The following is a 26,398-nucleotide window of genomic DNA, read 5'->3' as shown; positions in this document are numbered from 1 at the left end:
AGCTAATGAGCTTAAAGGTTATGCACGAACAGAAATTGGCAGAACTGTTAAAGAAAAAATGCATCAATTTAAATCTCACAAGTACCACGAAAAAAGATATCATTCTGGAATTAGCAGATTTAATCGCCAAAAGCGGGAAATTTAAGGATAAAAAGGTAATTGCTAAGGCTCTTTTGTTGCGGGAGAAATTAGGTTCAACAGGTATAGGCAATGGGGTTGCAATCCCTCATGTAAAGTTAGCAGATGTAAAAAAATTCTTACTTATATTTGGCAGGATACCTCAAGGTGTAGATTTTGGAGCGTTGGACGCTGAAAAAACTTATTTGTTCTTTGTGCTTGTTTCTCCTCAGAATGAAGTTGGCGGCCACCTAAAGATTATGGCAAAAGTTTCCCATCTCGTTAAGGACAAATTTGTAATTGAGCGGCTAAAAAAAGCCGAAGATGAAGACGAAGTCATGGAGATTATCCATGCTAACGAGAAATAGGGTATTTCTCTTGGCAGACAAAAAGCAAATTTATAAATTAATTAAACTTGCCGGGTTAGTTACATTTATTCCCTTTGTTTTGGTTTCCGGGCCAATCGCCGCATTTGTTTTAGGAAGCTTTTTACAGAAGAAATTTTTTTTTTCCGAATATTATACTTATGCTTTAGTTGTATTGGGCTTTGCAATAAGCATAATTGAAGTAATTAAGATATTAAGAAAAACTGTGAAGATTGAAAAGGATAAATAATGGATGATTTTTTAAATAAGGTGACCAAATCAGAGCTGATCTTTATTTTAATGTTGATATTCCCTTTGTTCGCTATGGGTAAAACAGCTTTTGCTTTTGGAATTCTGCTTGGGGCAGCATGGTCTTTAATAAATATTATTATGACTGTAAATCTCTTAAGGATTGCGATATTAAAGAAATCAAAGAGTAAACTATGGGTTTTTCTATTAATAAAATTTCCGGTATTATACTTAGCGGGTGGATTAATTTTATTTTCAAGGGTATTTTCTCTATTAGGCCTGTTTATCGGAGTTTTTTCTGTTTTTTTAATAGCAGGAGTAGTTAGGTTATGTCTGAAGCCAACGCCAGCAATCTAGAGCTGCCTAATATAATTACAAGCATTGCAAAGTTATCTCCGCATTCAACTTTTTCAAAGAATATTGTTATTTGGGAGAATGTAATTTTTTCTTTGATTGTTATCAGTGTTCTTTCTTTGGTTGCTTATTTCGCAAGTAGAAAAAATAAATTAATCCCCGATAGGTTTCAGAATGCGGTGGAAGTGGTTGTGGGAGGTTTAGATGATTTTATTTGCGGGATTCTGGGGGATAAGGGAAGGAAATTTACTCCTTTTATCGGGACTTTGTTTTTATATATAATTGTAATGAATCTTTCAGGCTTAATCCCATTTATTAAATCATCAACTTCCAGTTGGTCTACAACTTTGGCATTAGCGATTTGTGTTTTTGTTTATGTGCAGTATTCTGCTTTTAAGGAATTGGGTTTCTTTGGTTATTTAGACCATATGATGGGCAAGCCTCGCGGGATACTCGCATTCTCGGTTTTTATACCTTTGATGATGTTTGTTTTGGAGATTGTTTCTCAGTTGGTCAGGCCGATAAGCTTGTCTCTTCGTTTAAGAAGCAATATTTGGGGAGATGATATGCTCCTTGCGGTTTTGGCTAATTTTGGGATTATGGGAGTCCCGCTTTTGGTTTTTAGTTCTTTCTTGGCAATCTTGGCTTCAGTAGTTCAGGCGGTGGTATTTTGCCTTTTAACAACAATCTATTTTGCTCTCTGTTTACCACATGAAGAAGAGCATGCTTAACAAGGAGGAATGAAATGGATTACAAAGTAGCATTGGCATTGGCTATGCCTTTAGGTTTAGGTTTAGCTGCGTTTGGTTCAGCATTAGGTTTGGGAAAAGCAGTTGCTGCGGCAATGGATGCAACCGGAAGGCAGCCTGAAGCATCAACTAAAATCTTAATTAATATGGCTACTGGCTGCGCTTTTATTGAAGCCTTAACTATCTATGCTTTGGTTTTTGCTTTTGTTCTGGCAGGTAAACTTTAATTAAGCCAAAAAAATGGAACTGTTAAAACTTCTTAGCACAAATGAAATAATTGCGCAGGTAATTAGTTTCCTTATTCTGCTTTTTCTTTTACGGGCATTCGCCTGGAAAAACATTTTAGCGCTTCTTGATAAAAGAAAAGAAAAGATTTCTTCGGAACTTAACAATATAGAGAAAGTTAAGCAGGAAGTCGCTAAATTAAAACAGGATTATGAATCAAAGTTAGACGTAATTGAAGATGCCGTAAGAAAGAAAATGCAGGATGCTGTTGCCGAGGGCAGGAAGATTACCGAAGAAATACATAAAAAAGCGCATCAGGAAGCGCAGGAAATTATTGATAGCGCCCGGGCCAATATCAAATATGAATTAACTAAGGCCAAAGAAGAATTGAAAAATAACGTTATAGATTTAACGATTATGGCAACTGAGAATATAATTCAAGAGAAACTTACTGATGAAGGCGATAAGAAGCTGATTAAAGACTTTTTGCAAAGAGCCGATAAAATAGAATGATTAAAGATAAGATCATAGTTAAAAGATATGCCGATGCTTACTTTGATTTTGTCCGGCATACCATCGGGGAAGCGCCTTCTGCTTTGGAATTTAAGAACTTAAAGTCTATCATACGCGATAATCCGGAATTCTTGGAATTTTTAGAAGCGCCTGATGTGACTCATCAGCAGAAGTTTGAATTTATCAATAATGTGCTTAAGGATTATTTTTCAGTTGAGTTCAGGAATTTTATTAAATTGTTACTTGATAAAGACCGTATTAAGGAGCTAGTGGATATTCTTGAATATGTGAGAGAAACTTATTCCCATGGCGAGGAGATTGAGGCGGTAATCAGGACGAGTTTGCCGTTAGATTTGGATATTATAAAAGAGATTGAAGAGATGCTGGTAAAAAAGTTTAAGAGAAACTTTAAATTTTATATTAGTTTGGATGGGAGTTTGCTCGGCGGGGTGCAGGTGCAGGTTGGGAACACTGTAATTGACGGATCTGTGCGCAGGCGCATTGATGAGCTGCGGGAAAAATTATCAACAGTAAGGGTGAATTAAAATGACATTAAAACCTGAGGAAGTAACTTCAGTTATTAAGAAAGAATTGGAGAGATATAAAACTAGATTGCGCATGGAATCTATCGGGACAGTTATCCAGGTTGGGGATACGATTGCGCGTATTTACGGCTTAGATGATGTGATGGTCGGAGAATTAGTGCAATTTTCCGGGAATATTACTGGTATGGTTTTAAACCTTGAAGAAGACAGCGTAGGTGTTGTTGTTTTTGGTACGGATAACCCGGATCAAACTATAAAAGAAGGGGATGTTGTTAAGAGAACGGGGAAGATTGCTCAAATTCCTGTTGGGGAAGCTCTTGTCGGAAGGGTTGTAAATGCATTGGGTAAACCAATTGACGGAAAAGGCCCGATTACAACCGATAAATTCAGGCCTCTTGAAACAAAGGCGCCAAATGTAGTTGAGCGCCAGCCTGTAAATGAGTCTTTGCAAACAGGTATTAAAGCGGTTGACTCTATGATTCCTATAGGACGGGGCCAACGCGAATTAATTATCGGCGACAGGCAGACAGGCAAGACTGCTTTGGCAATTGATACTATAATTAATCAAAAAGGCAAGAATGTCTTTTGCATTTATGTTGGGATTGGGCAAAAGATGTCCAGTATTGTTGCAGTGCACGAAATATTAGAAAAATACGGCGCAATGCAATACTCAACAATTGTAAGCGCTTCCAGCAGGGCATCCGCTTCTTTACAATACCTGGCCCCATATTCAGCATGTGCAATCGGTGAAGAACTTATGTATTCTGGAAAGCATGTTTTGATTATTTATGATGATTTGTCAAAACACGCTCAAGCCTACAGGCAGTTGTCTTTGCTTTTGCGCAGGCCTCCCGGAAGAGAGGCTTACCCGGGGGATATCTTTTACCTGCATTCACGTTTACTTGAAAGAGCGGCAAAGTTAAATAGTAGTTTAGGGGGCGGCTCTATAACAGCATTGCCAATAATTGAAACACAGGCAGGCGATATTACCAGTTATATCCCTACGAATGTAATCTCAATTACAGACGGGCAGATTTATCTGGAAAACGATCTGTTTTATGCCGGTGTACGGCCTGCGATAAATGTAGGTTTATCGGTTTCAAGAGTAGGAGGAAAGGCTCAGGGTAAGGCAATGCGCCAGGTTGCGGCAAAATTGCGTATTGACTTGGCTCAATACAGAGAATTGGTTACCTTTACGCAGTTTGGGACAGATCTTGATAAGACAACGCAAGCGCAGCTTGTGCGGGGAGAAAGAATGGTTGAGATCCTTAAGCAGCCGCAATTTATGCCGATGTCAGTTTCAAAACAGGTAATGATTATTTATTGCGGGACGCGCGGGTTCCTTGATGATTTGCCGGTTCCAGAAGTCAGGAAGTTTGAAGCGGGATTTTTTAAATACATTGAAAATAATTATGCTCATTTAGAACATGAGATTGAACAGAAAAATGAGCTAAGCAAAGAATTAATGGAAAAAATGGATAGCGCTATTTTATTATTTAAAAAAGAATTTACCTCTAAGAGTTAGTTATTAAGATTTATGGCCCAGTCAATCCGGCAGATAAAAAACAGGATTCGCAGTATTCAAAATACCGAGAAGGTAACAAGCGCAATGCAGATGATTTCATTTACGAAATTAAACCGCATTGATAATTATCTTTTCGCTGCCCGTCCGTATTTTACAAAGCTCGAATCGCTCTTGAATAACCTGATATCTTCTTCGGAGAATTTTTTAAGCCCTTATTTGGAGAAAAGGCTTCTTAAGAAAAAAATAGTTTTGTGTGTTATTACTTCGGATAATGGCCTCTGCGGGATATATAATAATAATATTATCAGGCTTGCCGAAGATTTTATTAACAGCTATGGGAAGGGAAGGATAGATTTAGTAGTTGTCGGCAGAAGAGGGTATAATTATTTTAAGAAACGAGGGATTAATATTATAAATTCATTTATAGGGATAAATGCTAAATTTTCCGATAAGATATCTAACGAAATTACAAATTATCTAATTAATATTTTTCTTTCCAGGCAAGCAGATGAGGTTTATATAGCCTACACTTTTTATGAAAATACTCTGACGCAGCGGCCCGTTCTAAGGAAATACCTGGAATTAGAGCATGAAGCAGGCAGAAGGATAGATTATATTTTTGAAACCGGGACTGAGAAGATTTTGGATAAGCTTATTACGAGTTATATGTCAATGAAGATGAAGGTTGTGTTATTAGAGTCAATTACTTCGGAGCTTGCTGCAAGGAGTTTTGCGATGAAAGCAGCTACAGACAACGCCAGAGATTTGCTTAAGGGGCTCATTCTTTTAAGAAACAAGCAGCGCCAGGCAAATATTACTAGGGAGATGCTTGAGATTATTTCTAGTGCAGAAGCATTGAAAGGATAATTTAAAATGGCAGAAGGTAAGATTATACAGGTTATTGGGCCGAGTGTTGATATTAAATTTCCCGAAAATGAAGTGCCTCAGCTTTTGAGCGCTATTAAGATTGAGCATCCTGATTTAGGAATAAACCTAACTTTAGAGGTTGCGCAAGATATCGGCAACAATACAGTCCGCTGTATATCTTTGGGGTCTACAGATAGTTTGGTGCGAGGAATGAAAGCCAGAGATTTGGGAAGGCCTATTACTGTGCCTATTGGAGAGCAGACATTAGGAAGAGTATTTAATCTTTTAGGAGAGCCTATTGATGGAAAGGGGCCTGTTGCTGATCCCGAAAAACGTTCTCCTATACATAGAGTTTCTCCTAATTTTGAAGAGCAGCTTCCTATACAATCCATCCTCGAAACAGGTTTAAAAGTTATTGACCTGCTTGCTCCTATCCCGAAAGGGAGTAAGGTTGGTTTATTTGGGGGAGCCGGAGTCGGTAAAACAGTTATTGTTATGGAATTAATCCGTACTATTGCTAAAGAGCATGGTGGGGTTTCGGTTTTCGCGGGTATCGGAGAGAGGACCAGGGAAGGTAATGAGCTTTTACTGGAATTGACAGAGTCAGGCGTAATTAAAAATAGTGCGCTCGTTTTTGGCCAGATGAATGAGCCGCCCGGAGCCAGACTTCGTATTGGTTTGTCGGCTTTGACAATGGCGGAATATTTCCGCGATGTTGAGAAAAAAGACGTTTTACTGTTTATAGACAATGTGTTTCGTTATATACAGGCAGGTTCTGAAGTTTCTACATTGCTCGGCCGTATGCCTTCAGCTGTTGGATACCAACCTAATCTTTCAACGGAGGTAGCCCAGCTTGAAGAGCGCATTGCTTCAACTAGGAATGGCTCTATTACTTCTATTCAGGCTGTTTACGTCCCTGCAGATGATTTAACTGATCCTGCGCCTGCTGCGGTATTTACTCACTTAGACGCAAAGATAGTTTTATCACGCCATATTGCTGAGCTTGGAATCTATCCGGCAGTTGACCCGTTAGACTCGTCTTCAAGGATTATGGATCCTCGCCTCTTGGGGGACGATCATTATAATGCAGCAATTGGCGCCCAGAAAGTATTGCAGCGGTATAAGGACCTGCGGGATATTATTTCTATCTTAGGTATGGATGAGTTATCTGATGAAGATAAATTAATTGTTTCCCGGGCAAGAAAGATACAAAGATTTTTCTCCCAGCCGTTCTTTGTAGCCGAAGCTTTTACCGGGATGAAAGGCAAATACGTAAAACTTGAAGATACTATTAAGGGCGTACAGATGATAATTGACGGCAAATTAGATAATGTCCCTGAGCAGGCGTTTTATTGGGTCGGCCCTATTGAAGAAGCTATTGAGAAAGGTGAAGAATTAAAGGGTTAGAATGGAAGGTAAACAGGATAAGTTTTTTTCTTTTAGTATCGTAACCCCGGAGAAAATTATTTTCCAGGGGAAACTTTTGTCTCTTGTTGTCCCCTGCGAAGGAGGATACCTGGGAGTTTTGGCAAGCCACGCCCCTCTTATTGCAAATATTGTACCGGGTAAGATTTTTTTGAAGGAAGCAACAGGAACTCATCAAACCATTGATTCTCAGGGGAATGGATTCTTGGAAGTTTTGAAAAATAATGTCACAATGCTTTTAGACAGAGTTGAATAGGCATAATTCTACCTTAAATATCAAAGCCAATCAAAGATTTAAGATCATCTGTTTTTTCTTTCCAGTTTTGCTCACCTGTTTTGGATGCGATAACAATAATATTAAGAGAGTCTGCATTAATGATATTTGTATAACGGCTGAAGTTGCGGATAATGCGCAAGCCAGGCAAAAAGGCCTTATGTTTAGGAATGAATTAAAGCCTGATTGTGGCATGTTGTTTGTTTTTGATGAAGAGGGAAAATATAATTTCTGGATGAAGAATATGCTGATTCCTTTGGATGTAATCTGGATTGGCCCTGACAAGAAAATAAACGATATTATGAAAGAAGTTAAGCCTTGCTTAGGCTCTTGCGAAGGATTCACCTCTAAGGAAAAAGCTAAATATGTTCTGGAAGTAATTTCTGGCTTTGCGGATAAACATAATCTTAAATCCGGAGAGGCAGTTAGATTTTAGAAAAGGAGGATAAAGTGATTAAAGTTAGCTTGATTGCTGCGGTGTTTATTTTTAATATGATCTCACTCGATACAGGGTTTTGTCAGGAAAAAACAGAAGAAAGAGAGCGGATTATTAAGACTTACTCCGGGCAGGTTACAAATGTTGATTGGACAGGATCTCTTATAAGCGTAAGATCATCCGATGAAAAAACCTTCCAAGTTCCTTCTGATGTGAAGATAAGGGAACAAACAGAATATATTTCTTTATCCGATATTGAAATTGATGATAACGTTGAAATTAGTTATTATGAAAATTCTTCCGGAGAAGCTGTTGCGGTTAGTATTGTGTTAAATAAGGATTATCCTGCTTTTTAATAAGAATAGCTTTTATTCTATGATTAAAGGTTATTTTTGTTGACCAATCTGCCAAGTAGAGATAAAATGAGGCAAGTGCAGAGTGTAAACGGGTAAAGAATGATAAAAAATAAGATTATCAAGAAGTTAAAAAGCTATATTTATTTCTGGAAACTGTGGAATAGAAGGCGTTATCCTCGGTTTGCGCCCGTTAGATCAGTTGATTGTTCTTGTATTTACAATGCCGGAGGCGGTAGAGTCCGCGCTCCTATAGGCGTAGTGAATATTTCGCAGGGGGGCTTGTTGACGGTTACAAGCGAGAAAAAAATTTTCCCCGGGACCAAAGTAGAAATCAGATTTCATCTGCCTAATCGCAACAACGAAGATAGTATTAATGCAGAAATTGTAAGAACTTACAGAATGCATGGGCAATCATGGTATTATTCTGGAGTTAAATTTGAAAATCCTGAGGATGATAATATACGCTTGCTCTTGGATTATGTTTTGTTAAAGGTTTAATTGAAAGAAAATCGTTTGATTTTGTCTATTTGTGGAGAGAATAAACTGACTTTAATTAAAACCGGAGGTGGATAGGTGAAAAGGGTTATATTTTTCCTTGCATTGGCTTTGATGTTAGGGGGTTGTGAAACTGCCAGGAATTTTAATGCAATTTCAAGTAATAGAAACAGGTTGGCTAGGTTAACTGTTGGCATGCCAAAGGAAAAAGTATTAAATATAATGAAAACAAAGCCTTTCCTATCTCGTGAGATGACTATCAATAATCCTTACAAGATTGATCTTCTTGTAGCTACAAATCATAGGTATGAAGTTTTTTATTATGTAATTGATACAGATGTCCCTTTAGAAGCAGATGTAATTACTGACCAGCAGCTTGTTCCTTTAGTCATTGAGAATGGTAAGCTTGTTGGCTGGGGATGGGAATACCTGCATAACGTTAGATAGGAATAATTTAGTAAATAAAAAGGCGCCTGCGTATTTAAAAAAGGTGCCTTTTTTTATTCCTGCGTTAAATATCTTGACTAAGTTTATTACTAAAGTTAGAATGAATTAACTACTTATTTGATACCACATTAGGAGGTTAAATTATATGCAAACAATAATTGGATTAACGTTTCCCGGGCAGCTAAAAGATGAATCGATTATTTGCCGTCTTTGTAAAGATTACGATATTACGCTAAATATATATGAAGCTTCATTCTCAACTTATGCGGGGTGGGCGATACTCGGGATTGCGGGTCAGGATAGTGAAATGAAAAAAGCTTTTGATTTTTTAAAATCCAAGGGTATAAAAATAGAAAAGATTAAGATAGAAAAGTAAGAGTTAAATACAAAATGGGTTTTGAGTTAACAGATTTCTTAATGGCAACTTTTCAGAACATGTGAAGAGTTGCTATTTTTTTCTCCGATATCCGGCTTCGGTTAAATTTTTCTGACAGGAAGAGTTTAAATTTTAAAGGTTAAGCATGAATAAAGAAGAAGCTTTGGTTGATTTCCTAAAAGGATTGCGCATAGTCTTGAATAACGCGGCTAATTATTCAAAAGAGCATCCTTTTTTCAAGAAATCAGTAGAGAATTTTAAATTAAAAGTTGATGGACTGTTTTTATTTCTAGATTCAATAAAACTAAATATTAACCCGGATTTTATCATTTTGGATGGAAAGCAGTGGTTAAATCAGGCAATTTATCTTGAGCTTGCTCAATACTTCCATTTGCGTAAGATAAGCAGCCTTGAGATAAAAAAGGGGATAAGTGTTGATGAGTTGGTTGATTTCTTTGGAGTCGTAACTTTGCCAAGAAAAGAGCTGTTAAGAGGGGGAGGCGTTAAAAATTTATTACCAAGGAAAATCCCCAGTATTACTGTAGAGGAGCTTGATTATTCTAAGCTGTTAGGAGAAGGTTCTCCGGAGTTGGATGTATGGCTATATATTTTAAGAAATTCTACCCGTGGCGAAGGCAATCCCGATGAGATTTCAAAAATAGCCGGTAACTTTGGGAAGAATCTGGGGAGGATAGATTTAAAAGAGCTTCTTTATGACGGAGAGCTTAGTCAGTCTGTCTCTAAATATTTATCGCTTTTAAGGAAATATGACTTCGGATTATTCAAAAAATGCATTAAAGAGATGTTTGAAGTTGTCGCAAGGTCAAAAAAATCGTTTAATGAGGAAGATCTAAGAAAATTGGAAGTTTTATTTAAGAATTTAGATGAAAAAGATTATTCCCAGCTTTTCTTTGAAGAGATCTCAACTAATGATAATTTTGATATTTTAAGCTTTAATTTGTTCTCTCAGCTTTCTGGGGTAGGTAAGAAGGGGAACGTTTCGGAAGAATTTTTAAAAAGTGCCAAAGAATTTAGCTTAGGCAAAGAAAGCGCAAAATTATCGAAGAAGATCAAGGAATTATTAACGAATTCTGATTCACAAAACAAACTGATTTCAGAAGTCTATCAGAGTACACTTTCTCAACTATTTAAATCTATGGACGCCAAGGAAGAGCTGTTTTTTGACAGGGCTGCCTTAAAGATAAACTATCGTTTTGTAATCGCCAATCTTGCTGCAATTGAGAAAAATAAGGTTTATTTGGATTTGATTTTTGAAAAGCTCTATAAGGAAATTTCAGAAGCGTATGAACAAAAAGATTTTGAATTCATACTTTATCTGCATGAATTGTGTAAGAGGCAGGAAAGGGGGAATTCTCCTGCGGGCGAGCTCTTTGGAAAATTAGAAGAGCACATATATAAAATTATAGAAGATGTGATTTGGGATAATGAAGAAATTTACAGTATTATTCTGCCGATAATCGAATCAATGCCTAAAAGCAGGTTTCAGGCCGATGAATATGTTTCCAAGATATTTCAGGATAATAAAGTTAGTTTCATTATCCTGAAATTATATTTCAAATTCTTTCCGGACAAGGTTAATCTTTTTTGTGATAATTTAAAAGGAAGGATTTCAGATATAGAATTTATTTCAAAGGTAATTGAAGGGCTTAGAAAAGTTGATACAGCAGAGTCTTTAATTGCTTTAAAACAGATGTATTCATTTTCTAACGAGTTTATAAGAATTGAAATATTAAAGGCGATGCAGAATCTTTATAATATTGATGAAGGTTTCTTGTTTGAGATTCTAAATCTTAAAGATTTATTCTTAAAGAGAGAAGCGTTTCTTGCATTGGTTAAGAATGGAGCCTCGAGAGATAAGGTAATCAAGGAGATGCTGCTTATTAAAAGCCCTTTCGGTTTAAAAAATAATTTGATTATTGATAATTTATGTATTTTCGAAGGAGCTCAGGTAAAGGAAGCCAAAGATTATATTGAGATGTTGGCGAAAAGAAAATTCTTTTGGAACAAGCTTTTGCGTGAAAAGGCCAGATCTATCTTGGCAAGGTGGCAAGTTGGATAAGATTGAGAATTGCCTGAAAGATTTTTTCTCTTCTCTTCAGAGCGCAAAATTATATGGGGTTGAACACCAGATATTTAAGAATTCTGTAGAGAAATCCTATTCTTCTTTAAACGAAATTCTTCTGGAAAAAGAAGAGTTGGTTTTTGGCATTGTCGGAGAAGAGCTTGTTTTCGAAAATGATGTTATGTTTGATTTAAGCAAGTTTTTTAAGCCCGCGATTATATTCCTTAAAGAAAAAAATATTGAGAAAATCAGGTTCTCCCGGGGTTTAAAAAACGAGGAATTGCTAAAGTTGATTGTTTTACTTTCCGGAAGGAAAGAAGAATCAAATGATTGGATACAGGAACAGCTGGAAATTATGCACGTGGGTAATGTTTCCCTGGGAAAGTTATCTGATAAAGAAGGATCTCAAAAGAAAGAAGGGGCTTTAAAGGAAAATGGCGCCTTAAAATTATATGATAGCACATTAGAAAATGTTTTTAATTCGGCTGAAGCCGTATTGGGTTCCGGAGACATCAATTATCTTTCGCTAAAATTTGCCATAAATAATATTGTTGAAAATTTTTCTTCTCAATACCAGGAATTCCTGAAATTAACTACTGTAAAGCGGTATAATGTTGAAACTTACGTTCATCTTTTGAATGTTTCAATACTTTCTATGTATTTTTCTTCTAAGATCGGGTTTAATAAAAATGATGTGTTGGATTTAGGTGTAGCTGCTTTATTCCATGATATCGGGAAGATGTATATTTCCCGAAAAGTGCTTACTAAGGCCGATAAATTAACCGATAATGAATTTGCCCAGATCAAAAGCCACGCTGTTCTTGGAGCAGAGATTATGCTTAAGTATGTGGATAGCTTAGGAATCTTGCCTGTTGTTGTTGCTTTTGAACATCATTTAAAAAATGACCTTTCCGGTTATCCTCGCCTTGTCTTTGAGAAGAGACCCCATATAGCTTCTTTAATTGTTTCTATTTGTGATGTTTATGACGCGCTTTCTTTAAGGAGAAGTTATAAGGCTGCATATTCTCCTGATATGATATACAACGCCATGATTAAAGATAAAGATACTGCTTTTGATCCGGGTTTAATTGATAAATTCTTTAAGATAGTTGGAGTTTGGCCAATTGGGTCTATTGTTAGCCTTTCTGATAACACTGTTGCGGTTGTAAGAGAAGAGTCTGCTGAAGATGTTTTTTCACCCATAGTTGAAATACTAAGCCCGGTAGAAAAGAAGGGCTTAGTAGATTTAAAAAAGAATAAAATTAAGATAACCGGCTTCTTAAATCCATGGAATGAAGGTAAGGATTATCTGAAGCTAGTCTAAGCGCCGCAGCACCCCCCATCACCTCGTTTTTTAGCAACATGCTCTGCCGACGAATCCCGCCTGTCGACAGGTGGGCAATCAAAGGAATGCCCTCTTTACAAAACAGGGATACTATCATATAATATTGACTAATAATTAGGCAAAATATGACTAAAAAAATAGGTTTTGATAATGAAAAATATTTGAAAGAACAGACTACTGCTATTTTAGACAGAGTAGGGAAGTTCGGAAATAAGCTTTACCTTGAATTTGGAGGGAAGCTTTGTTTTGATTATCACGCCGCAAGAGTCCTTCCGGGTTATGACCCTAATGTTAAAATCAGATTATTACAATCCTTAAAAGATAAAATCAATATTGTGCTTGGTATTTATGCCGGGGATATTGAAAAGGGCAGGGTGCGTGGAGATTTCGGCATTACTTATGATGTCGCTACTTTAAAGCTTATAGATGATTTAAGGAATTGGGGTTTGGATATTCTTTCAGTTGTGATCACGCGCTTTAACAACCAGTCTTCGGCGGTAATTTTTAAAAATAAATTAGAACGAAGAGGGGTTAAGGTTTATCTGCACTATCCTATTGAAGGTTATCCGGCTGATGTGGACACGATAGTAAGTGAAAAAGGCTTCGGAAAGAATGATTATATTGAGACCAAAAAGCCGATTGTTGTCGTAACTGCTCCGGGGCCAAACAGCGGAAAACTGGCAATCTGCCTTTCTCAGCTATACCATGAACATAAACGCGGAGTTAATGCAGGCTACGCCAAATTTGAAACATTCCCTATCTGGAATATCCCGCTTAAACATCCTGTTAATGTTGCTTATGAAGCCGCAACAGCCGATATCTTAGATTTTAATCTTGTTGATCCATTCCATCTTAATAAATACAGCAAGACCTCAATTAACTATAACCGTGATGTTGAGAGTTTCCCTATATTAAAATTAATCTTGAACAGGATATTTGAGAAGGATTCAAGCCTTTTAATGTATAATTCTCCGACGGATATGGGGGTAAATCGCGCAGGATTCGGAATAACAGAAGATAAAGTAGTGCAGGAAGCAGCAAAACAGGAATTAATCCGGAGGTATTTTAGGTATAACGCTGAATATGTCCTAGGCATTGAGAAGAAAGAAACCGTAGATAGAGTAATACTGTTAATGGAAGAGTTAGGCGTTAAGCCTACGGATAGGGTAGTTGTGGAGATTGCCCGGAAATCCGCTGATGAAGCTGAAGGAAAAGGTAAAGGGAATGAAGGAATCTTCTGCGGTGCGGCAATCCAGCTTGCCGATGGAAGGGTTATTACCGGGAAGAATTCAAAACTGATGCATGCAGCTTCCAGTTTAATATTAAATGCTGTAAAGGTGCTCGCGAATATACCTGACGAGATACTTTTATTATCTCCCCATATTATTGCTCAAATTGCAAAACTTAAAGAAGGGATACTTGATAGCGGTTCAGAAAGCCTTGATTTGGAAGAAACCCTCATAGCGCTTTCAATTAGCGCGACTACAAATCATACTGCGGAACTTGCGATGAACAAATTAGGTGAGTTAAAAGGCTGCGAAGTCCACATGACTCATATCCCCACCCCTGGAGATGAAGTTGGTTTAAAGAGGCTGGGGGTAAATCTTACAACCGATGGAAAATTCTCCTCCCGTAATCTTTTCGTGACATAAAATATTATCTAAGATATAATTATTCTATGGGTTTTGGCAAATACAGGCAAGGGTTTGGATTTTTTGTTCTGATAGCGTCATTATTTGTTTTCTGGTGGCTTGGCACCTCGCTTAATATACATATCCCCGCTTTACAGGATAAATTAGGCAGTTTCCCCGGTTTAATCAGCGCTTTTTTATATGTCTTAGCATACGTAATAGTAACCTTTTTCTTATTTTTCTCTAAAGATGTTTTCTGGATAGCCGGAGCTTTTTTATTCGGCCCATTTTTAAGTGCATTATATATTTGTATTGCTGAAATAATTAATGCTTATATATTGTTTTATCTTTCAAGGTTTCTGGGAAGAGCATATGTTAAAGAATCCTTGTCTAAGAAATATAAGAATCTGGATTACAAATTGGGCAGGATTAGCTTTTTTTGGCTTTTTATCTTTCGTGCTGCTCCGGTTATCCCTTATAGATTTATGGATATGGCATCCGGGCTTACCGGGATGAGCTTTAGAAAGTATTTAGCGGCAGTTATTTTCGGCACTCCGCTAAAGATGTTTTGGATCCAATATATAATTGCTAATATAGGGGTAAATATTTTTAAAGACCCGAATCTAATTGTGCAATTTTTTCTAAACAACCGTATTTTCTTGCTATTTAGCTTAACATATATTATATTAATTCTAGCTGTGATTTATAAACTAAGGTTTTTTAAGGAAAAATATGGCAGTTAATCTTAAATTCTTAGGGGGGGTCCGGACGGTAACAGGCTCATGCCATCTGGTTTCAACAGAAGATTCACAGGTGTTGCTTGATATAGGGCTCTTTCAGGGAAAACGTGATCAGTTTTATGAGATAAATACTACTTTTGATTTTAATGTGCGTAGAATTAACGCTCTGATTATTTCCCACGCGCATATTGATCATTGCGGAAATCTTCCAAGCTTGGTTAAGGCAGGGCTTCGTTCAAAAATATTTGCAACAAGTGCCACTAAGGATTTGTGTAAGCTTATGCTGGAAGATTCGGGTAAGATTCAAGAGGAAGATATAAGGTATGTTAATAAGATTAACAGAAGGTTGAACCTGCCATTAAGAAAGCCGCTTTATAATATGAAAGAGGCAAGTAAAGCAGCAAGAAGAATCCATCCGGTTTCTTATAAACAAAGGCTTGGGCTAACCAAAGATATCTATTTTACTTTATTTGATGCAGGGCACATCCTGGGTTCTTCTGTTGTTGTGCTTGAAATAAAGGAAGAGCAGAAAACAATCCGGCTTGGTTACGCGGTTGATTTAGGCAGAAAAGGGCTTCCTATGTTAAATGACCCAACCGTATTAAAGGGGCTGGATTATTTGATCCTGGAGTCTACTTACGGCGGAAGGCTGCATTCTCCGATAGAAGAAGCAAAGTCAAAGTTGAAAGAAGTGATTAACCGGACTATCGAACGAAAAGGCAAGGTTATTATTCCTTCTTTTACCCTTGAACGCGCCCAAGAAGTTATTTATTTCTTAAATGAGCTTTTGAAAGAAAAAGAGATTCCAATAGTTCCTATTTATGTGGATAGCCCGTTAGCAACTGATATAACCGATGCTTTTCAGTGCCACGCTGACTATATGGATAAAAAGACATGCGATGCGATAAACAAAGGGGATAACCCTTTTGAATTCTTAAACCTTCGTTTTATCAAGGATCAGCAGGAATCAAAGATGTTAAATACAGATAAGCGTCCGATGATTATTATCTCAGGAAGCGGGATGTGTGAATCCGGAAGGGTCCTACACCATCTAAAAAATAATATTGAAGATTCCCGGAATACGGTTCTGGTTGTCGGATATATGGCAAAAGATACGTTAGGTAGAAGAATTGTGGAAAAAGTGCCTTTTGTGCGAATTTATGGCATTGAATGTGAGTTAAACGCGGAAGTAGCGGTGATTAATGCCTTTTCCGGGCATGCAGATAAAAATGACCTTGCGGAATTTGTTTCTGATTGCCTTCCTCTAAAACGCATATTCTTAGTGCATGGGGAACTTGAGCAGACCCAGGCTTTATTTGATACACTTACCCAAAAGGGGCTTAATGCTTATATCCCGACCAAAGGTGAAGAAGTCTTGCTAGATTAGTAATTTTGTGGTATTATAGCTTTTCCTAAAAATTTTCAATTCTTTCAACTAAACTATTATTTAAGGAGGCATCAAAATGGCAGGTGGATTTTCAACGAGAAAAAGAGACAGAGGGATTAAAGCTTCAACCGGAACTACGGTAAAAACTGGCCAGATTATCGCAAGGGGCCTTACTACTTATAAGCCCGGAGTTAACGTAAAAGGGCTTGGAACAATCTTCGCTCTTTGCCCAGGTAAGGTTTATTTCACAAAAAAGAAGACCAGCCATGGTAAATTGCGTACTTTTATTAACGTCCAGCCAACTATTGTTAAAGAAAAGCCCAAAAAGTAATGAATTCTCAGGTTAAGGAAGATACTCTTGGTAAAGCAAAAGAGTATTCTTCCTTAAAATATGCACTAGTAATTATTGATACAATATATTTACTGGTGCTTTTGTTTGTTTTTGTTGGTTTAGGGTTTTCTAAGAATCTGGCGCTTTTTGTTTTAAGCCTGTCTGCGAATAACTATTTTGTAATTCCTGCCTATTTATTCCTTTTATCAGTTATTTATCTATTTTTTAGTTTCCCGCTTAATTTCTACGGTTCGTATTACGTAGAGCACAAATTTAACCTCTCAAATCAAAAACTAAGTAATTGGTTTATTGATCAGTTAAAGTCGTTTATTCTTTCGTATATTATTGGCCTAGTCTTGTTATCGGCATTTTATTTTATCCTGAATCGTTTCCAGCAGAACTGGTGGCTGGTAATTTCTTTGTTTTGGATACTTTTTAGCTTAATTTTAGCAAAGTTAACTCCCACGATTATAATCCCTTTATTCTTTAAGTATAAGAAACTCTCAGATGAGAGCTTAAGAGAGAGGATTATGAATTTGGCTAAGAAAATGGGAGTTAGTTTGCTGGATTGTTTTGAAATTGATTTAAGCTCAAAATCGCTTAAGGCTAATGCTGCTTTTGTAGGCTTAGGCCGCTCAAGAAGAGTTTTATTGGCTGATACGCTCAAGGATAAATATTCTCAGGAGGAAATAGAGGTTATCTTAGCGCACGAATTTGCTCACTATAAGCTTAAACATCTTACGAAGTTGATAATTGTTAATTCGTTGGCAACTTTTCTGGTTTTCTATCTTATTTTTATTACAAATCATTTTGTTTTGAATTTATTCGGGTTTGATTCTTTGTCTCAGATATCAGCTTTGCCAATAGTTTTTATTTATTTCGTTTTATTTGGAGTAATTTCACAGCCTTTAACATGTTTTTATAGCAGAGTGCTTGAGAGAGAAGCAGATAAACTTGCACTAAAGACCACGGGTATGAAAGAAGCTTTTATTTCTACGATGGATAAGCTTGCAACCCAAAACCTCGCAGACAGAAATCCTCACCCAATAATTAAATTCTTTTTCTTCGACCACCCGCCGATTGACGAACGCATCAAATTAGCAAAATAAAGGGGACGGTTCTATTTTTCTAAAATAAATCTGTTAGATTTGCCCTTTTTCTACGTCTATTATAGTAGAAGGAGGGATTTTTTATGCCAAGGATTAAACGAATAGTCTCTTGTAATTCAGCTTTACATGTTATTTGTAGGGGGAATAACAAGAATAATGTATTTCATTGTGATAATGATAAATTAAGGTATTATTCTTTGTTAAATGAATTAAAGAATGAAAATAAAATAGATATTTTACATTACTGTTTGATGGATAATCATGTTCACTTAATCTTAAATCTTAAGCCGGAAAGTAAATTGTCAAGATTCATGAAACAGCTAAATTTAACTTACTTTTATTATTATAGTAAATTATATGATTACTGTGGCCATTTATGGCAAGATAGGTTTAAAAGCAACATTATTGAGGTCGATTCTTATCTATTACAGTGCGGAAAATATATTGAACTGAATCCTGTGCGCGCGGGAGTGGTCAGCCATCCAGCAGAGTATCGTTTCTCTAGTTATAATTGCTATGCGAAAGGTAAACCAGATTCGCTTATTACCCTAAGCCCGGCTTATTTGGGATTATCTGATTCCGCTACCTCAAGGCAAAAGCAATTTATTGATTTTGTAATTGATGGCAGTATAATTAATTCAGATGTACTCGCGAAAAAACTGTATATTGGCAGCCAAGCTTTTATCGATAAGTTACAGGAATATTATCAGACGAAGAATAGGAGAGATAGCAAAGGAAGGCCGCCCAAAGACAAATATTAGAACCGTCATTTTTTTCTTGGTAAGAAATAGTTTAGCAGAATGGAGAAAGATGTGAATAAGTTAAAAGTAAGGTTTGCTAGTTTGTTTTTCTTAGCTGTTTTATTTGCTTATCCTTCTTTTGCCTGTGCAAATGCAGGAACAGCTTTGTTATGGTTAGGTGTCGGTCATTTGCTTTTAGGTAATACTCTCATTGGTGTAATTGAAGGAAAAATCCTAGTTCGTTATTTTGGAACGAAAACAATGAGAAGTATTTTAATAATGATATTAGCAAATTACTTTTCAATGATTATTGGAGTAATTGGGATAATTTTCTCGCAAGGAATAGTTGACAATTTCGTTTCAATAAACAATGTTTTTTGTATGCTTGTATTTATCTTATTGTTCTCTTACGTATTAACAATCTTTATTGAATGGCCTTTTTGTTTTTGGATTATGAAAGAAAAAACCGATCGAGATAGGCTATCATTCAAGGCTAGTATTGTTTTACAGACAATATCCTATGGTATATTCATACCTATTTATCTTTCTGTTAGTGGAGTAAGTTTAATAACTAAAACCAAAGTTGATAAACCGGCATTTTTTCTTAAATCTAATAATGCTTGGGTTTATTATGTTTCTTCGGATTGTGACGGTTTGTATAGAATTAGAGCAGACGGTAGTTCTAAGGAAAAAGTTAAAGAATTTATGCTTAAAGATGAACTCGGAGCAACGCTTTACATCTGCAATAAAGGAGGCAAAGGGAAATTAAGTATTAATTGGTTTGAATATAATAAGAAATCCGAGCTTTATTATGATTATTCAAGAGTTTTGTTAGATGATATTAATGGAATGACGGCTGCAAATGAACCTTGTAGTTCAGATATCGGGCCTTATAGTCGGGAACCTATTGATTTTAGAGCAGAAAATGAGCGTGATTGGTATGTTTATGCGGGAAGTTGGGCTATAGAAGGATTGCGGGCGGACAATATACATACAGGAAAGTCCTTACGGATTGCTCTTGAGACTCCTTTTTTAATGTGGCCAGTGACTAAAGTAACAGTATTACCAAATGATCAGGTTATTTGTCAGTTGGGGGATAATCAAATTATTCTATTTGATTTAAATACATTTCAGATAGGTTTAATTACTTTTGGGAAGAGTCCTGTTGTTATTCTTGAGAATTCATTAAATGAGAAATAAAGGGGACGGTTCTATTTTTTAATTTGAAGAAGAACAAAAATAGAACCGTCCCCTTTATTTTAGATAATCTACGACGATTTTTGCGGCGCGGGCGCTTGCACCAGTTTCTCCGAGGGAGTCTTTAACTTTAGCAAGTTCGTCTTTGATGCGGTTAATTTCGGAAGGTAAATTTATTATCTCCAATGTTTTTTCTGCAATATCTTCGGGCCTTGCACGGAATTGGATAAATTCAGGAACAATCAATTTATCGGCAACAATATTAACCATCCCGATGAAAGGAATTTTTACCTGCGGACGGTACAATAAGTAATTTAGCAAATTCATCTTGTAGATAATACAGAATGGTTTTTGCATGATAGCTGTTTCAAGGGTTGCTGTACCCGAGCAGACAAAGCAGAAATCTGCGACATTTAAACAATCGTAAGTTTTCCCTTCGATAATTTTAATATCAAAGTTAAAGCTACTCATAATGGATTTATAGTCTTTCATATCTACCTGTGGAGATTTTGCAATAACAAACTGAATATCCGGGATTTTTTTGCTTAAAATTTCTGCAGCCTCAAGCATAATTGGCAGGATGTTTTTAATTTCAGCTTTGCGCGAACCGGGTAAAATAGCAATTGTTTTTTTTGCTCCAGATATGTAATATTTGGAAATAAAGTCATTTTTATCCATAGAAGGCTTTACTATATCAAGAAGGGGGTGTCCTGTTAGGTCAACATTAACACCATGTTTTTTGTAGAAATCTTCCTCAAATTTAAAAAGAACAATCATCTTTGAAATATATTCTTTTATAGTATTTATCCTGCCAGCTCGCGACGCCCAGACCTGCGGGCTAATATAGTAAATTATCGGGATTGATTTATTAATATCTTTGGCAAGCCTTAAATTAAATCCGGAGAAATCAACCAAGATTATTAAGTCGGGTTTGATACGAGCTATTTTTTCTAAAACGAATTTTTTAAGAGCGAAGAAATTAGGGAGTTTCTTTAAAACATCAAAAAACCCCATTACTGAAAGATCTTTTATGTCATAAATGATTTCCGCGCCCGCCTGTTTAAGCAAGTTCCCGCCAACTGCAAAGATTTTAATTTTAGGATTAATCTTAAGGATATTTTTTGCAAGGTTGGCTGCGTTTAAATCGCCTGAGGCTTCCCCGCAGACAATTAGGATTTGTTTTTCTGCCATATCTGGTTTTGGATTATGAGTGCAACTGCAAGGGCTTCTCTGGCTACTTCTCCTGAAACTAAAGGCTCTTTATGATTTTGCACGCAATCAATGAAGGCTTGAAGCTCTTTTTGCAGAGGCTGTTCTTTTTCAATAGGGATGTTATCTTTTGAAATTGAATAGCCGGTTTTTTTATAAATGCAGGCTTTGGCATCTTTGTAATCAAGGGAGATGTATGTTGCTTCCTGAAAAATCCGGATTTTACGCATAAATTCATCGGAGATCCTGCTTGCGGTTAAATTTGCTACACAGCCATTTTTAAATGTAATGCGAGCATTTGCGATATCCTCAAACTGAGTTAAAACATTTATGCCTACGGATTCAATCTTTTCAACAGGAGAGGGGACGAGGCCTAAAATTATATCAATATCGTGGATCATAATATCAAGCACAGCTCCAACATCCAAAGAACGATTTGGAAACGGGCTTAGACGATGGCATTCAATAAACTTAGGATCTTTGATTAATTTTTGTGTTGCTGAGAAAGCGGAATTAAAACGCTCAATGTGGCCAACTTGTAATATAAGATTTTTTTCTTTGGCAAGCTTAATTAGCGCGTCAGCTTCTTCAAGATTGGTAGTAAAAGGCTTTTCTACAAGTATATGAGTATTATTTTCTAGGCAAGTTTTTGCAACCTCATAATGGAATTTAGTTGGAACAGCAACGCTTATCGCGTCAACTTTGCCGAAAAATTGGTGAAAATCGGAAAAAGCAGGGACGCGTAAATTTCTAGATATTTCTTGAAGCCGCTTCGCGTCAGTATCGCAGACTCCAGCCAAAGTGCAGTTTTTGATATCTTTATAGATTTTTGCGTGTATACTGCCTAAATGCCCAACCCCAATTACTCCTACTCTTATTTTATCCATGTTAAGCATAATAACAAAGCAGGGGAGGTTTTGCAACTAAAATGTCATCCCTGCGAAAGCAGGGATCCAGGCTAAATAGTAGATTCCCGCTTTCGCGGGAATGACAAAAAGATTGCGGGAACGACAAAGATGTGGGCAACTAAAATAATTTGCATACATAGGGTGATTGTGCTACAATACACTTTCTTTTTGGGAGGAATGAAACATGCGGGATTATTTGAAGTTACTAAGATTTGTCCGGCCATATATAGGTAAGTTCTCTATTGCAATTGTCTGTATGGCGTTTTCCGCGATTTTTGACGGATTCCAGCTGGCAATGATTGTGCCTTTGTCGGATAAGGTCTTAACTAATAAACAGATTATTATTCCAACCAAGTTACCGCCTTTTCTTTCTAGCTTTATAGATAAAATAAACGCTACCCCATCAGCAGATATGCTTAATTATATGGCGATAGGCATTGTTTTGATGTTTGTTTTTAAGGGGTTATTTGGTTTCCTACAAAGTTATTTAATGTCCGACATAGGCCAGCGGGTTGTGCGGGATATCCGGGCTAAGCTCTACGACAAGTTCCAACATCTTTCCTTGGATTATTACACCCATAAGCGCGGCGGAGAAATGATCTCAAGAATCACTAATGATGTGAAAATCGTGGAAAACGCGGTTTCTTATGGCTCAACGGACATCGTTTATCAAACGCTTCAGGTTGTTATATTCGCTTTCTTAACCTTTTTCATTTATTTAAAGATGGCGGTTATATCAATTATTTTAGTTCCGCTTATCAGCATGCCTATCGTTATGGTCGGGAAAAAATTAAGGAAGCTCTCAAGAAGCTCCCAAGAAAAGATGGCTGATATCAACTCCTTGCTTTATGAGACTATAATCGGCGCAAGGATTGTTAAAGCTTTTAATATGGAGCCATACGAGATTAAAAAATTTAACCGCGTTAATCAAGATTATTATAAAATCACTATGAAGTCTATAAAGAAGTTGCTGCTTTTGAGCCCTAGTACGGAAATATTAGGGTGTATTGCCGGTGTAACGGTCTTTTTCTGGGGAGGAAGAGAGGTAATTGCAGGAAAACTGTCTTTTGGTGTATTCGGTTTATTCCTAGGGTCACTACTTTCATTAATCAGGCCGTTTAAGAAATTAAGCCAGGTGCATTCATTAAACCAGCAGGCAGTGGCAGCTAGCGAGAGAATTTACGAAGTTTTGGAAACAAACCCAAGCGTAGTTGAAAAGAAAGGCGCTTTAGAGTTGGGAAATTTTAAAGAAAAAGTAGCTTTTGAAAACGTTTGGTTTAAATATGCGGATAATGAAATCTTAAAAGGTGTTAATTTAGAGGTTAGGAAAGGTTCAATGTTGGCTATTGTCGGCCCGAGCGGGTCAGGAAAAACCACGATGGTAGACCTAATCCCGCGTTTTTACGACCCCGTTAATGGAAGGATTCTTATTGACGGAATAGATATAAAGGAAGTAAGCTTAAAGTCTCTTCGGGAGCAAATCGGTATAGTTACGCAGGAGACTATATTATTTAACGATACTATAAGAGCTAATATTGCTTATGGCCATCCTGAAGCTACGGACAGCCAAATTGAAGATGCAGCAACTCAGGCGCACGCACATGAATTTATTAAGCATACGCCAAATGGTTATAACACGGTAATCGGTGACAGAGGAATGCGGCTTTCAGGGGGAGAGCGTCAAAGAATAGCTATTGCAAGGGCGCTACTTAAAAATCCACCTATTCTAATCCTGGATGAGGCTACCTCTCAATTAGATTCTCAGGCAGAGCGGATTGTACAGGCGGCATTAGACAGGTTAATACAAGGAAGAACCGTATTTGTTATAGCTCATAGGCTTTCAACTGTGCGTAATGCACAAACAATCGTTGTTTTAGATAAAGGTTTAATCGTTGAGCAGGGTAGCCATACAGAATTACTGAATAAAGAAGGTTTATATAAACGGCTTTACCAGATGCAAGAGTTACAAAAATAGTTGCAAAGAAACATTTTTGTGTTATACTGATAGAATTAACTATGTGCCTAAAGGTATGGCATGAGTTAAAATTAACAATCATAGTTTTTGTTAACTTTTTTCAAAGCAGTTTGCCAAAAACAAACAAATTTTGGGATAAAAGCCTTTTAATTAAGGTTTAAAGCTTGGAGTTAACAAAGAAGGGGGAATAAAGAGTGGCTTCAGAATTAATCAAACAACTTTTAGAGGCAGGAGTACATTTTGGGCACCAGACAAAACGCTGGAACCCTAAAATGAAGAAATTTATTTTTGGCGAAAGAAGCAAAATCTATATCATTGATTTGGAAAAAACCGAAGAATGTTTAAACCGTGCGAGAGATTTCCTGATGGATATAGCTTCAAAAGGGGAATTTGTCCTTTTTGTGGGCACAAAAAAGCAGGCTCAGGAAGTAGTCCAGCAGGAAGCGATAAGAAGCGGCATGTATTATGTCACTGAACGCTGGCCGGGAGGATTGCTTACCAATTTTGCTACAATAAAGAAGAGCATAAACCGCCTGAAGGAAATTGAAAAGATGCGCGAGGACGGAACATTTGAAAAGCTTACCAAGAAAGAAGTAGCTCGCTTAGAAAAAGAATTAGCTAAGCTTAACAAGAATTTCTCTGGTATCGTCAAAATGGAACGTTCTCCAAAAGCGATGTTCATCGTAGATACTAAAAAGGAAGATACTGCAGTTAAAGAAGCAAATAGATTAGGTATCCCGATAATCGCATTGATTGACACTAATTCAAATCCCGATTATGTGAGTTTTCCTATTCCGGGAAATGATGACGCTACGAAATCAATCAAGGCAGTTACTTCTATAATCGCCGATACTATTATTGAAGGAAGGAAGAAATTCTTATCTTATTTGTCGCAGGAAGGCGTTGCGGCAAAGAAAGAGGAGAAAAAGGAAGAAGAGATTGCTCCGATAGTCCTTCCAGAGGAAGAGGTAAAAATCAAAGAGATTGAAGAATTAGTAGAAACTACCGAACCGGATACCGATGAAGCCAAGCTTTTAAAGAAGGGTCGCGCAAAACCGGTTGACGAGAAGCCAAAACTAAGAAAAAAAATATAATTTATTATTGAAAGGAAGTCTTGAGAGATGAAAGTGCCAGTTGAAGCAATCAAAGAATTAAGGGATTTAACCTGCGCGTCAGTTGCGCATTGTAAGAAAGCCCTTGAAGAAACCTCAGGGGATATTAAGAAGGCAGCAACTTTACTTCGTAAACAGGGCCTGGAGATTGCTGCGAAAAAGCAATCACGCGCCGCAAAAGAAGGCAGGATTGAATCATATGTGCATCATGGGAATAAGATTGGAGTTTTGCTTGAGGTAGATTGTGAATCTGATTTTGTTGCCAGAAATGCCGAATTCACACAGTTTACCAAAGATGTTGCCATGCAGATTGCAGCAACAAGCCCTCTTTATATTAAAAGAGATGAAGTCCCGGCAGAAGTGCTGGAACAGGAAAAGAGCAAAGAAGATTTTTATAAGAATCATTGTCTTTTGGATCAAGTTTTTGTGAAGGATCCAAGTATTACTATCAATGATTATTTGGGAACAATAGTTTCTAAAATTGGTGAAAATATTGTAATCCGCAGATTTATCCGCTATAAGATTGGCGAATAAGTCCTAATAGCATATTTTTCTTCATAATGCCTCATTCAATTTACAAAAGAATAGTCCTAAAATTAAGCGGTGAAGCGTTGCAGGGCAAGAAATCACACGGTATTGACCAGGCAGTCCTAATTTCTATTGCTCGTCAGATTAAAGAAATCAGGGCTATGGATGTTGAGGTGGCAATTGTCCTGGGTGCCGGAAATATATTCCGCGGGCAAGAGAACACCGGTTCCAGAGGGTTAAACATGGATAGGTCTGTTGCTGACTATATGGGGATGCTTGCAACTGTGATCAATGGGTTAGCCCTTCAGGATGTATTAGAAAAGACCGGCCTTCCGACGCGCGTTATGACGGCAATTGAGATGCAGAGAATCGCAGAGCCTTATATTAGAAGAAGGGCGATCAGGCATTTGGAGAAGGGAAGAATTATTATTTTTGTGGCAGGCACGGGAAATCCTTATTTTACAACAGACACCGCTGCAGCTTTAAGAGCAGTTGAGATACACGCTGATGTTATATTAAAAGCAACAAAAGTAGATGGGGTCTATTCTGATGACCCGATGAAAGTTAAAACCGCTAAAAAATTTAATAGATTAGTGTATATTGATGTTTTAAAAAAGAATTTAAATGTAATGGATGCGACAGCCGTAACTTTATGCATGACTAATAAATTGCCGATAGTTGTTTTTAATCTTAATAAAGAAGGCAATATAAAGCGTGTAGTTATGGGCGAGAAGATTGGTACGGTTGTAGAATAAATTTATGTAATGGTTTGTTTAGGAGGGTAA

31 protein-coding genes are annotated in these 26,398 nt (G+C 37.0%); 29 read left to right on the top strand and 2 right to left on the bottom strand.

Going from position 1 to position 26,398, the window contains the following annotated elements:
* Positions 1-5: 5 nt before the first annotated feature.
* The 25 genes from PHO70_05330 to PHO70_05210 all read left to right on the top strand — a co-directional run bounded on the left by PHO70_05330 (position 6) and on the right by PHO70_05210 (position 19,884).
* Positions 6-485, top strand: a complete 480-nt coding sequence (locus tag PHO70_05330) for a PTS sugar transporter subunit IIA (protein MDD5432391.1) — start codon at positions 6-8, stop codon at positions 483-485.
* Positions 469-732 (top strand): hypothetical protein, encoded by a 264-nt coding sequence (locus PHO70_05325; GenBank protein ID MDD5432390.1) that lies wholly within the window; start codon positions 469-471, stop codon positions 730-732. Before PHO70_05330 ends, PHO70_05325 begins: the two co-directional genes overlap by 17 nt.
* Positions 732-1,088: a hypothetical protein gene (locus tag PHO70_05320; GenBank protein ID MDD5432389.1), complete on the top strand. Its 357-nt coding sequence runs from the start codon at positions 732-734 to the stop codon at positions 1,086-1,088. The genes PHO70_05325 and PHO70_05320 overlap by 1 nt, the downstream gene beginning before the upstream one ends.
* A complete protein-coding gene (atpB, locus tag PHO70_05315) occupies positions 1,061-1,816 on the top strand; it encodes a F0F1 ATP synthase subunit A (protein MDD5432388.1) in 756 nt (251 codons plus the stop codon). Before PHO70_05320 ends, atpB begins: the two co-directional genes overlap by 28 nt.
* Positions 1,817-1,830: 14 nt before the next feature.
* Positions 1,831-2,061, top strand: a complete 231-nt coding sequence (locus tag PHO70_05310; protein MDD5432387.1) for an ATP synthase F0 subunit C — start codon at positions 1,831-1,833, stop codon at positions 2,059-2,061.
* 13 nt (positions 2,062-2,074) lie between these two features.
* A complete protein-coding gene (gene atpF, locus PHO70_05305; protein ID MDD5432386.1) occupies positions 2,075-2,572 on the top strand; it encodes a F0F1 ATP synthase subunit B in 498 nt (165 codons plus the stop codon).
* The gene (gene atpH / locus PHO70_05300) at positions 2,569-3,117 is read left to right on the top strand and encodes an ATP synthase F1 subunit delta (GenBank protein MDD5432385.1); all 549 of its coding nucleotides are present in this window, start codon (positions 2,569-2,571) and stop codon (positions 3,115-3,117) included. The genes atpF and atpH overlap by 4 nt, the downstream gene beginning before the upstream one ends.
* A gap of 1 nt (position 3,118) precedes the next feature.
* Positions 3,119-4,642: a F0F1 ATP synthase subunit alpha gene (gene atpA, locus PHO70_05295; GenBank protein ID MDD5432384.1), complete on the top strand. Its 1,524-nt coding sequence runs from the start codon at positions 3,119-3,121 to the stop codon at positions 4,640-4,642.
* Between the two features lie 12 nt (positions 4,643-4,654).
* Positions 4,655-5,509 carry an ATP synthase F1 subunit gamma gene (gene atpG, locus PHO70_05290; protein ID MDD5432383.1) on the top strand — a complete coding sequence of 285 codons (855 nt, stop codon included), beginning with the start codon at positions 4,655-4,657 and terminating at the stop codon, positions 5,507-5,509.
* A 6-nt stretch (positions 5,510-5,515) separates the two neighbouring features.
* Positions 5,516-6,916, top strand: coding sequence for a F0F1 ATP synthase subunit beta (atpD, locus tag PHO70_05285; protein ID MDD5432382.1), 1,401 nt, complete (start codon positions 5,516-5,518; stop codon positions 6,914-6,916).
* A gap of 1 nt (position 6,917) precedes the next feature.
* On the top strand, positions 6,918-7,190 hold the full coding sequence (locus PHO70_05280; GenBank protein MDD5432381.1) for a F0F1 ATP synthase subunit epsilon: 273 nt from the start codon (positions 6,918-6,920) through the stop codon (positions 7,188-7,190).
* On the top strand, positions 7,183-7,644 hold the full coding sequence (locus tag PHO70_05275; protein MDD5432380.1) for a DUF192 domain-containing protein: 462 nt from the start codon (positions 7,183-7,185) through the stop codon (positions 7,642-7,644). Before PHO70_05280 ends, PHO70_05275 begins: the two co-directional genes overlap by 8 nt.
* Before the next feature lie 14 nt (positions 7,645-7,658).
* Positions 7,659-8,000, top strand: a complete 342-nt coding sequence (locus PHO70_05270; protein MDD5432379.1) for a hypothetical protein — start codon at positions 7,659-7,661, stop codon at positions 7,998-8,000.
* A gap of 99 nt (positions 8,001-8,099) precedes the next feature.
* Positions 8,100-8,498 carry a PilZ domain-containing protein gene (locus tag PHO70_05265; protein ID MDD5432378.1) on the top strand — a complete coding sequence of 133 codons (399 nt, stop codon included), beginning with the start codon at positions 8,100-8,102 and terminating at the stop codon, positions 8,496-8,498.
* Between the two features lie 75 nt (positions 8,499-8,573).
* Positions 8,574-8,942: a DUF3192 domain-containing protein gene (locus tag PHO70_05260; GenBank protein ID MDD5432377.1), complete on the top strand. Its 369-nt coding sequence runs from the start codon at positions 8,574-8,576 to the stop codon at positions 8,940-8,942.
* Between the two features lie 145 nt (positions 8,943-9,087).
* Positions 9,088-9,318 carry an NIL domain-containing protein gene (locus tag PHO70_05255; protein MDD5432376.1) on the top strand — a complete coding sequence of 77 codons (231 nt, stop codon included), beginning with the start codon at positions 9,088-9,090 and terminating at the stop codon, positions 9,316-9,318.
* Between the two features lie 145 nt (positions 9,319-9,463).
* Positions 9,464-11,398 carry a hypothetical protein gene (locus tag PHO70_05250; protein MDD5432375.1) on the top strand — a complete coding sequence of 645 codons (1,935 nt, stop codon included), beginning with the start codon at positions 9,464-9,466 and terminating at the stop codon, positions 11,396-11,398.
* On the top strand, positions 11,391-12,725 hold the full coding sequence (locus PHO70_05245) for an HD domain-containing protein (GenBank protein ID MDD5432374.1): 1,335 nt from the start codon (positions 11,391-11,393) through the stop codon (positions 12,723-12,725). The genes PHO70_05250 and PHO70_05245 overlap by 8 nt, the downstream gene beginning before the upstream one ends.
* 146 nt (positions 12,726-12,871) lie before the next feature.
* On the top strand, positions 12,872-14,398 hold the full coding sequence (locus PHO70_05240) for a DUF1846 domain-containing protein (GenBank protein MDD5432373.1): 1,527 nt from the start codon (positions 12,872-12,874) through the stop codon (positions 14,396-14,398).
* A gap of 26 nt (positions 14,399-14,424) precedes the next feature.
* On the top strand, positions 14,425-15,120 hold the full coding sequence (locus PHO70_05235) for a VTT domain-containing protein (GenBank protein MDD5432372.1): 696 nt from the start codon (positions 14,425-14,427) through the stop codon (positions 15,118-15,120).
* Positions 15,110-16,504, top strand: coding sequence for an MBL fold metallo-hydrolase (locus PHO70_05230; GenBank protein ID MDD5432371.1), 1,395 nt, complete (start codon positions 15,110-15,112; stop codon positions 16,502-16,504). The genes PHO70_05235 and PHO70_05230 overlap by 11 nt, the downstream gene beginning before the upstream one ends.
* Before the next feature lie 76 nt (positions 16,505-16,580).
* Entirely contained in the window at positions 16,581-16,835 is a 255-nt protein-coding gene (locus tag PHO70_05225; protein ID MDD5432370.1) for a 50S ribosomal protein L27, read from the top strand.
* On the top strand, positions 16,835-17,944 hold the full coding sequence (locus tag PHO70_05220; protein MDD5432369.1) for a M48 family metallopeptidase: 1,110 nt from the start codon (positions 16,835-16,837) through the stop codon (positions 17,942-17,944). Before PHO70_05225 ends, PHO70_05220 begins: the two co-directional genes overlap by 1 nt.
* Before the next feature lie 83 nt (positions 17,945-18,027).
* Positions 18,028-18,705 carry a transposase gene (locus PHO70_05215; GenBank protein ID MDD5432368.1) on the top strand — a complete coding sequence of 226 codons (678 nt, stop codon included), beginning with the start codon at positions 18,028-18,030 and terminating at the stop codon, positions 18,703-18,705.
* A gap of 39 nt (positions 18,706-18,744) precedes the next feature.
* Entirely contained in the window at positions 18,745-19,884 is a 1,140-nt protein-coding gene (locus PHO70_05210) for a hypothetical protein (GenBank protein ID MDD5432367.1), read from the top strand.
* A 54-nt stretch (positions 19,885-19,938) separates the two neighbouring features.
* On the opposite strand, the gene lpxB is transcribed toward PHO70_05210, so the two are convergent.
* Both lpxB and PHO70_05200 read right to left on the bottom strand, forming a co-directional pair.
* Entirely contained in the window at positions 19,939-21,072 is a 1,134-nt protein-coding gene (gene lpxB, locus PHO70_05205; protein ID MDD5432366.1) for a lipid-A-disaccharide synthase, read from the bottom strand.
* Positions 21,051-21,977 (bottom strand): Gfo/Idh/MocA family oxidoreductase, encoded by a 927-nt coding sequence (locus PHO70_05200; protein ID MDD5432365.1) that lies wholly within the window; start codon positions 21,975-21,977, stop codon positions 21,051-21,053. The genes lpxB and PHO70_05200 overlap by 22 nt, the downstream gene beginning before the upstream one ends.
* A gap of 205 nt (positions 21,978-22,182) precedes the next feature.
* On the opposite strand from PHO70_05200, the gene PHO70_05195 reads away from it, so the two are divergent.
* The 4 genes from PHO70_05195 (at position 22,183) to pyrH (ending at position 26,368) form a co-directional block, all read left to right on the top strand.
* On the top strand, positions 22,183-23,973 hold the full coding sequence (locus PHO70_05195) for an ABC transporter ATP-binding protein (protein MDD5432364.1): 1,791 nt from the start codon (positions 22,183-22,185) through the stop codon (positions 23,971-23,973).
* 194 nt (positions 23,974-24,167) lie between these two features.
* The gene (rpsB, locus tag PHO70_05190) at positions 24,168-25,067 is read left to right on the top strand and encodes a 30S ribosomal protein S2 (GenBank protein ID MDD5432363.1); all 900 of its coding nucleotides are present in this window, start codon (positions 24,168-24,170) and stop codon (positions 25,065-25,067) included.
* A 27-nt stretch (positions 25,068-25,094) separates the two neighbouring features.
* The gene (gene tsf, locus PHO70_05185) at positions 25,095-25,619 is read left to right on the top strand and encodes an elongation factor Ts (protein MDD5432362.1); all 525 of its coding nucleotides are present in this window, start codon (positions 25,095-25,097) and stop codon (positions 25,617-25,619) included.
* A gap of 26 nt (positions 25,620-25,645) precedes the next feature.
* Positions 25,646-26,368, top strand: coding sequence for a UMP kinase (gene pyrH, locus PHO70_05180; GenBank protein ID MDD5432361.1), 723 nt, complete (start codon positions 25,646-25,648; stop codon positions 26,366-26,368).
* The last annotated feature ends 30 nt before the right edge of the window (positions 26,369-26,398 follow it).

Source organism: Candidatus Omnitrophota bacterium (genome assembly GCA_028715415.1).
In the GTDB taxonomy this organism is placed as follows: domain Bacteria; phylum Omnitrophota; class Gorgyraeia; order Gygaellales; family Profunditerraquicolaceae; genus JAQURX01.
Note: the sequence above shows the minus strand (reverse complement) of the source record. Positions and strands in the feature narration are given on the sequence as shown.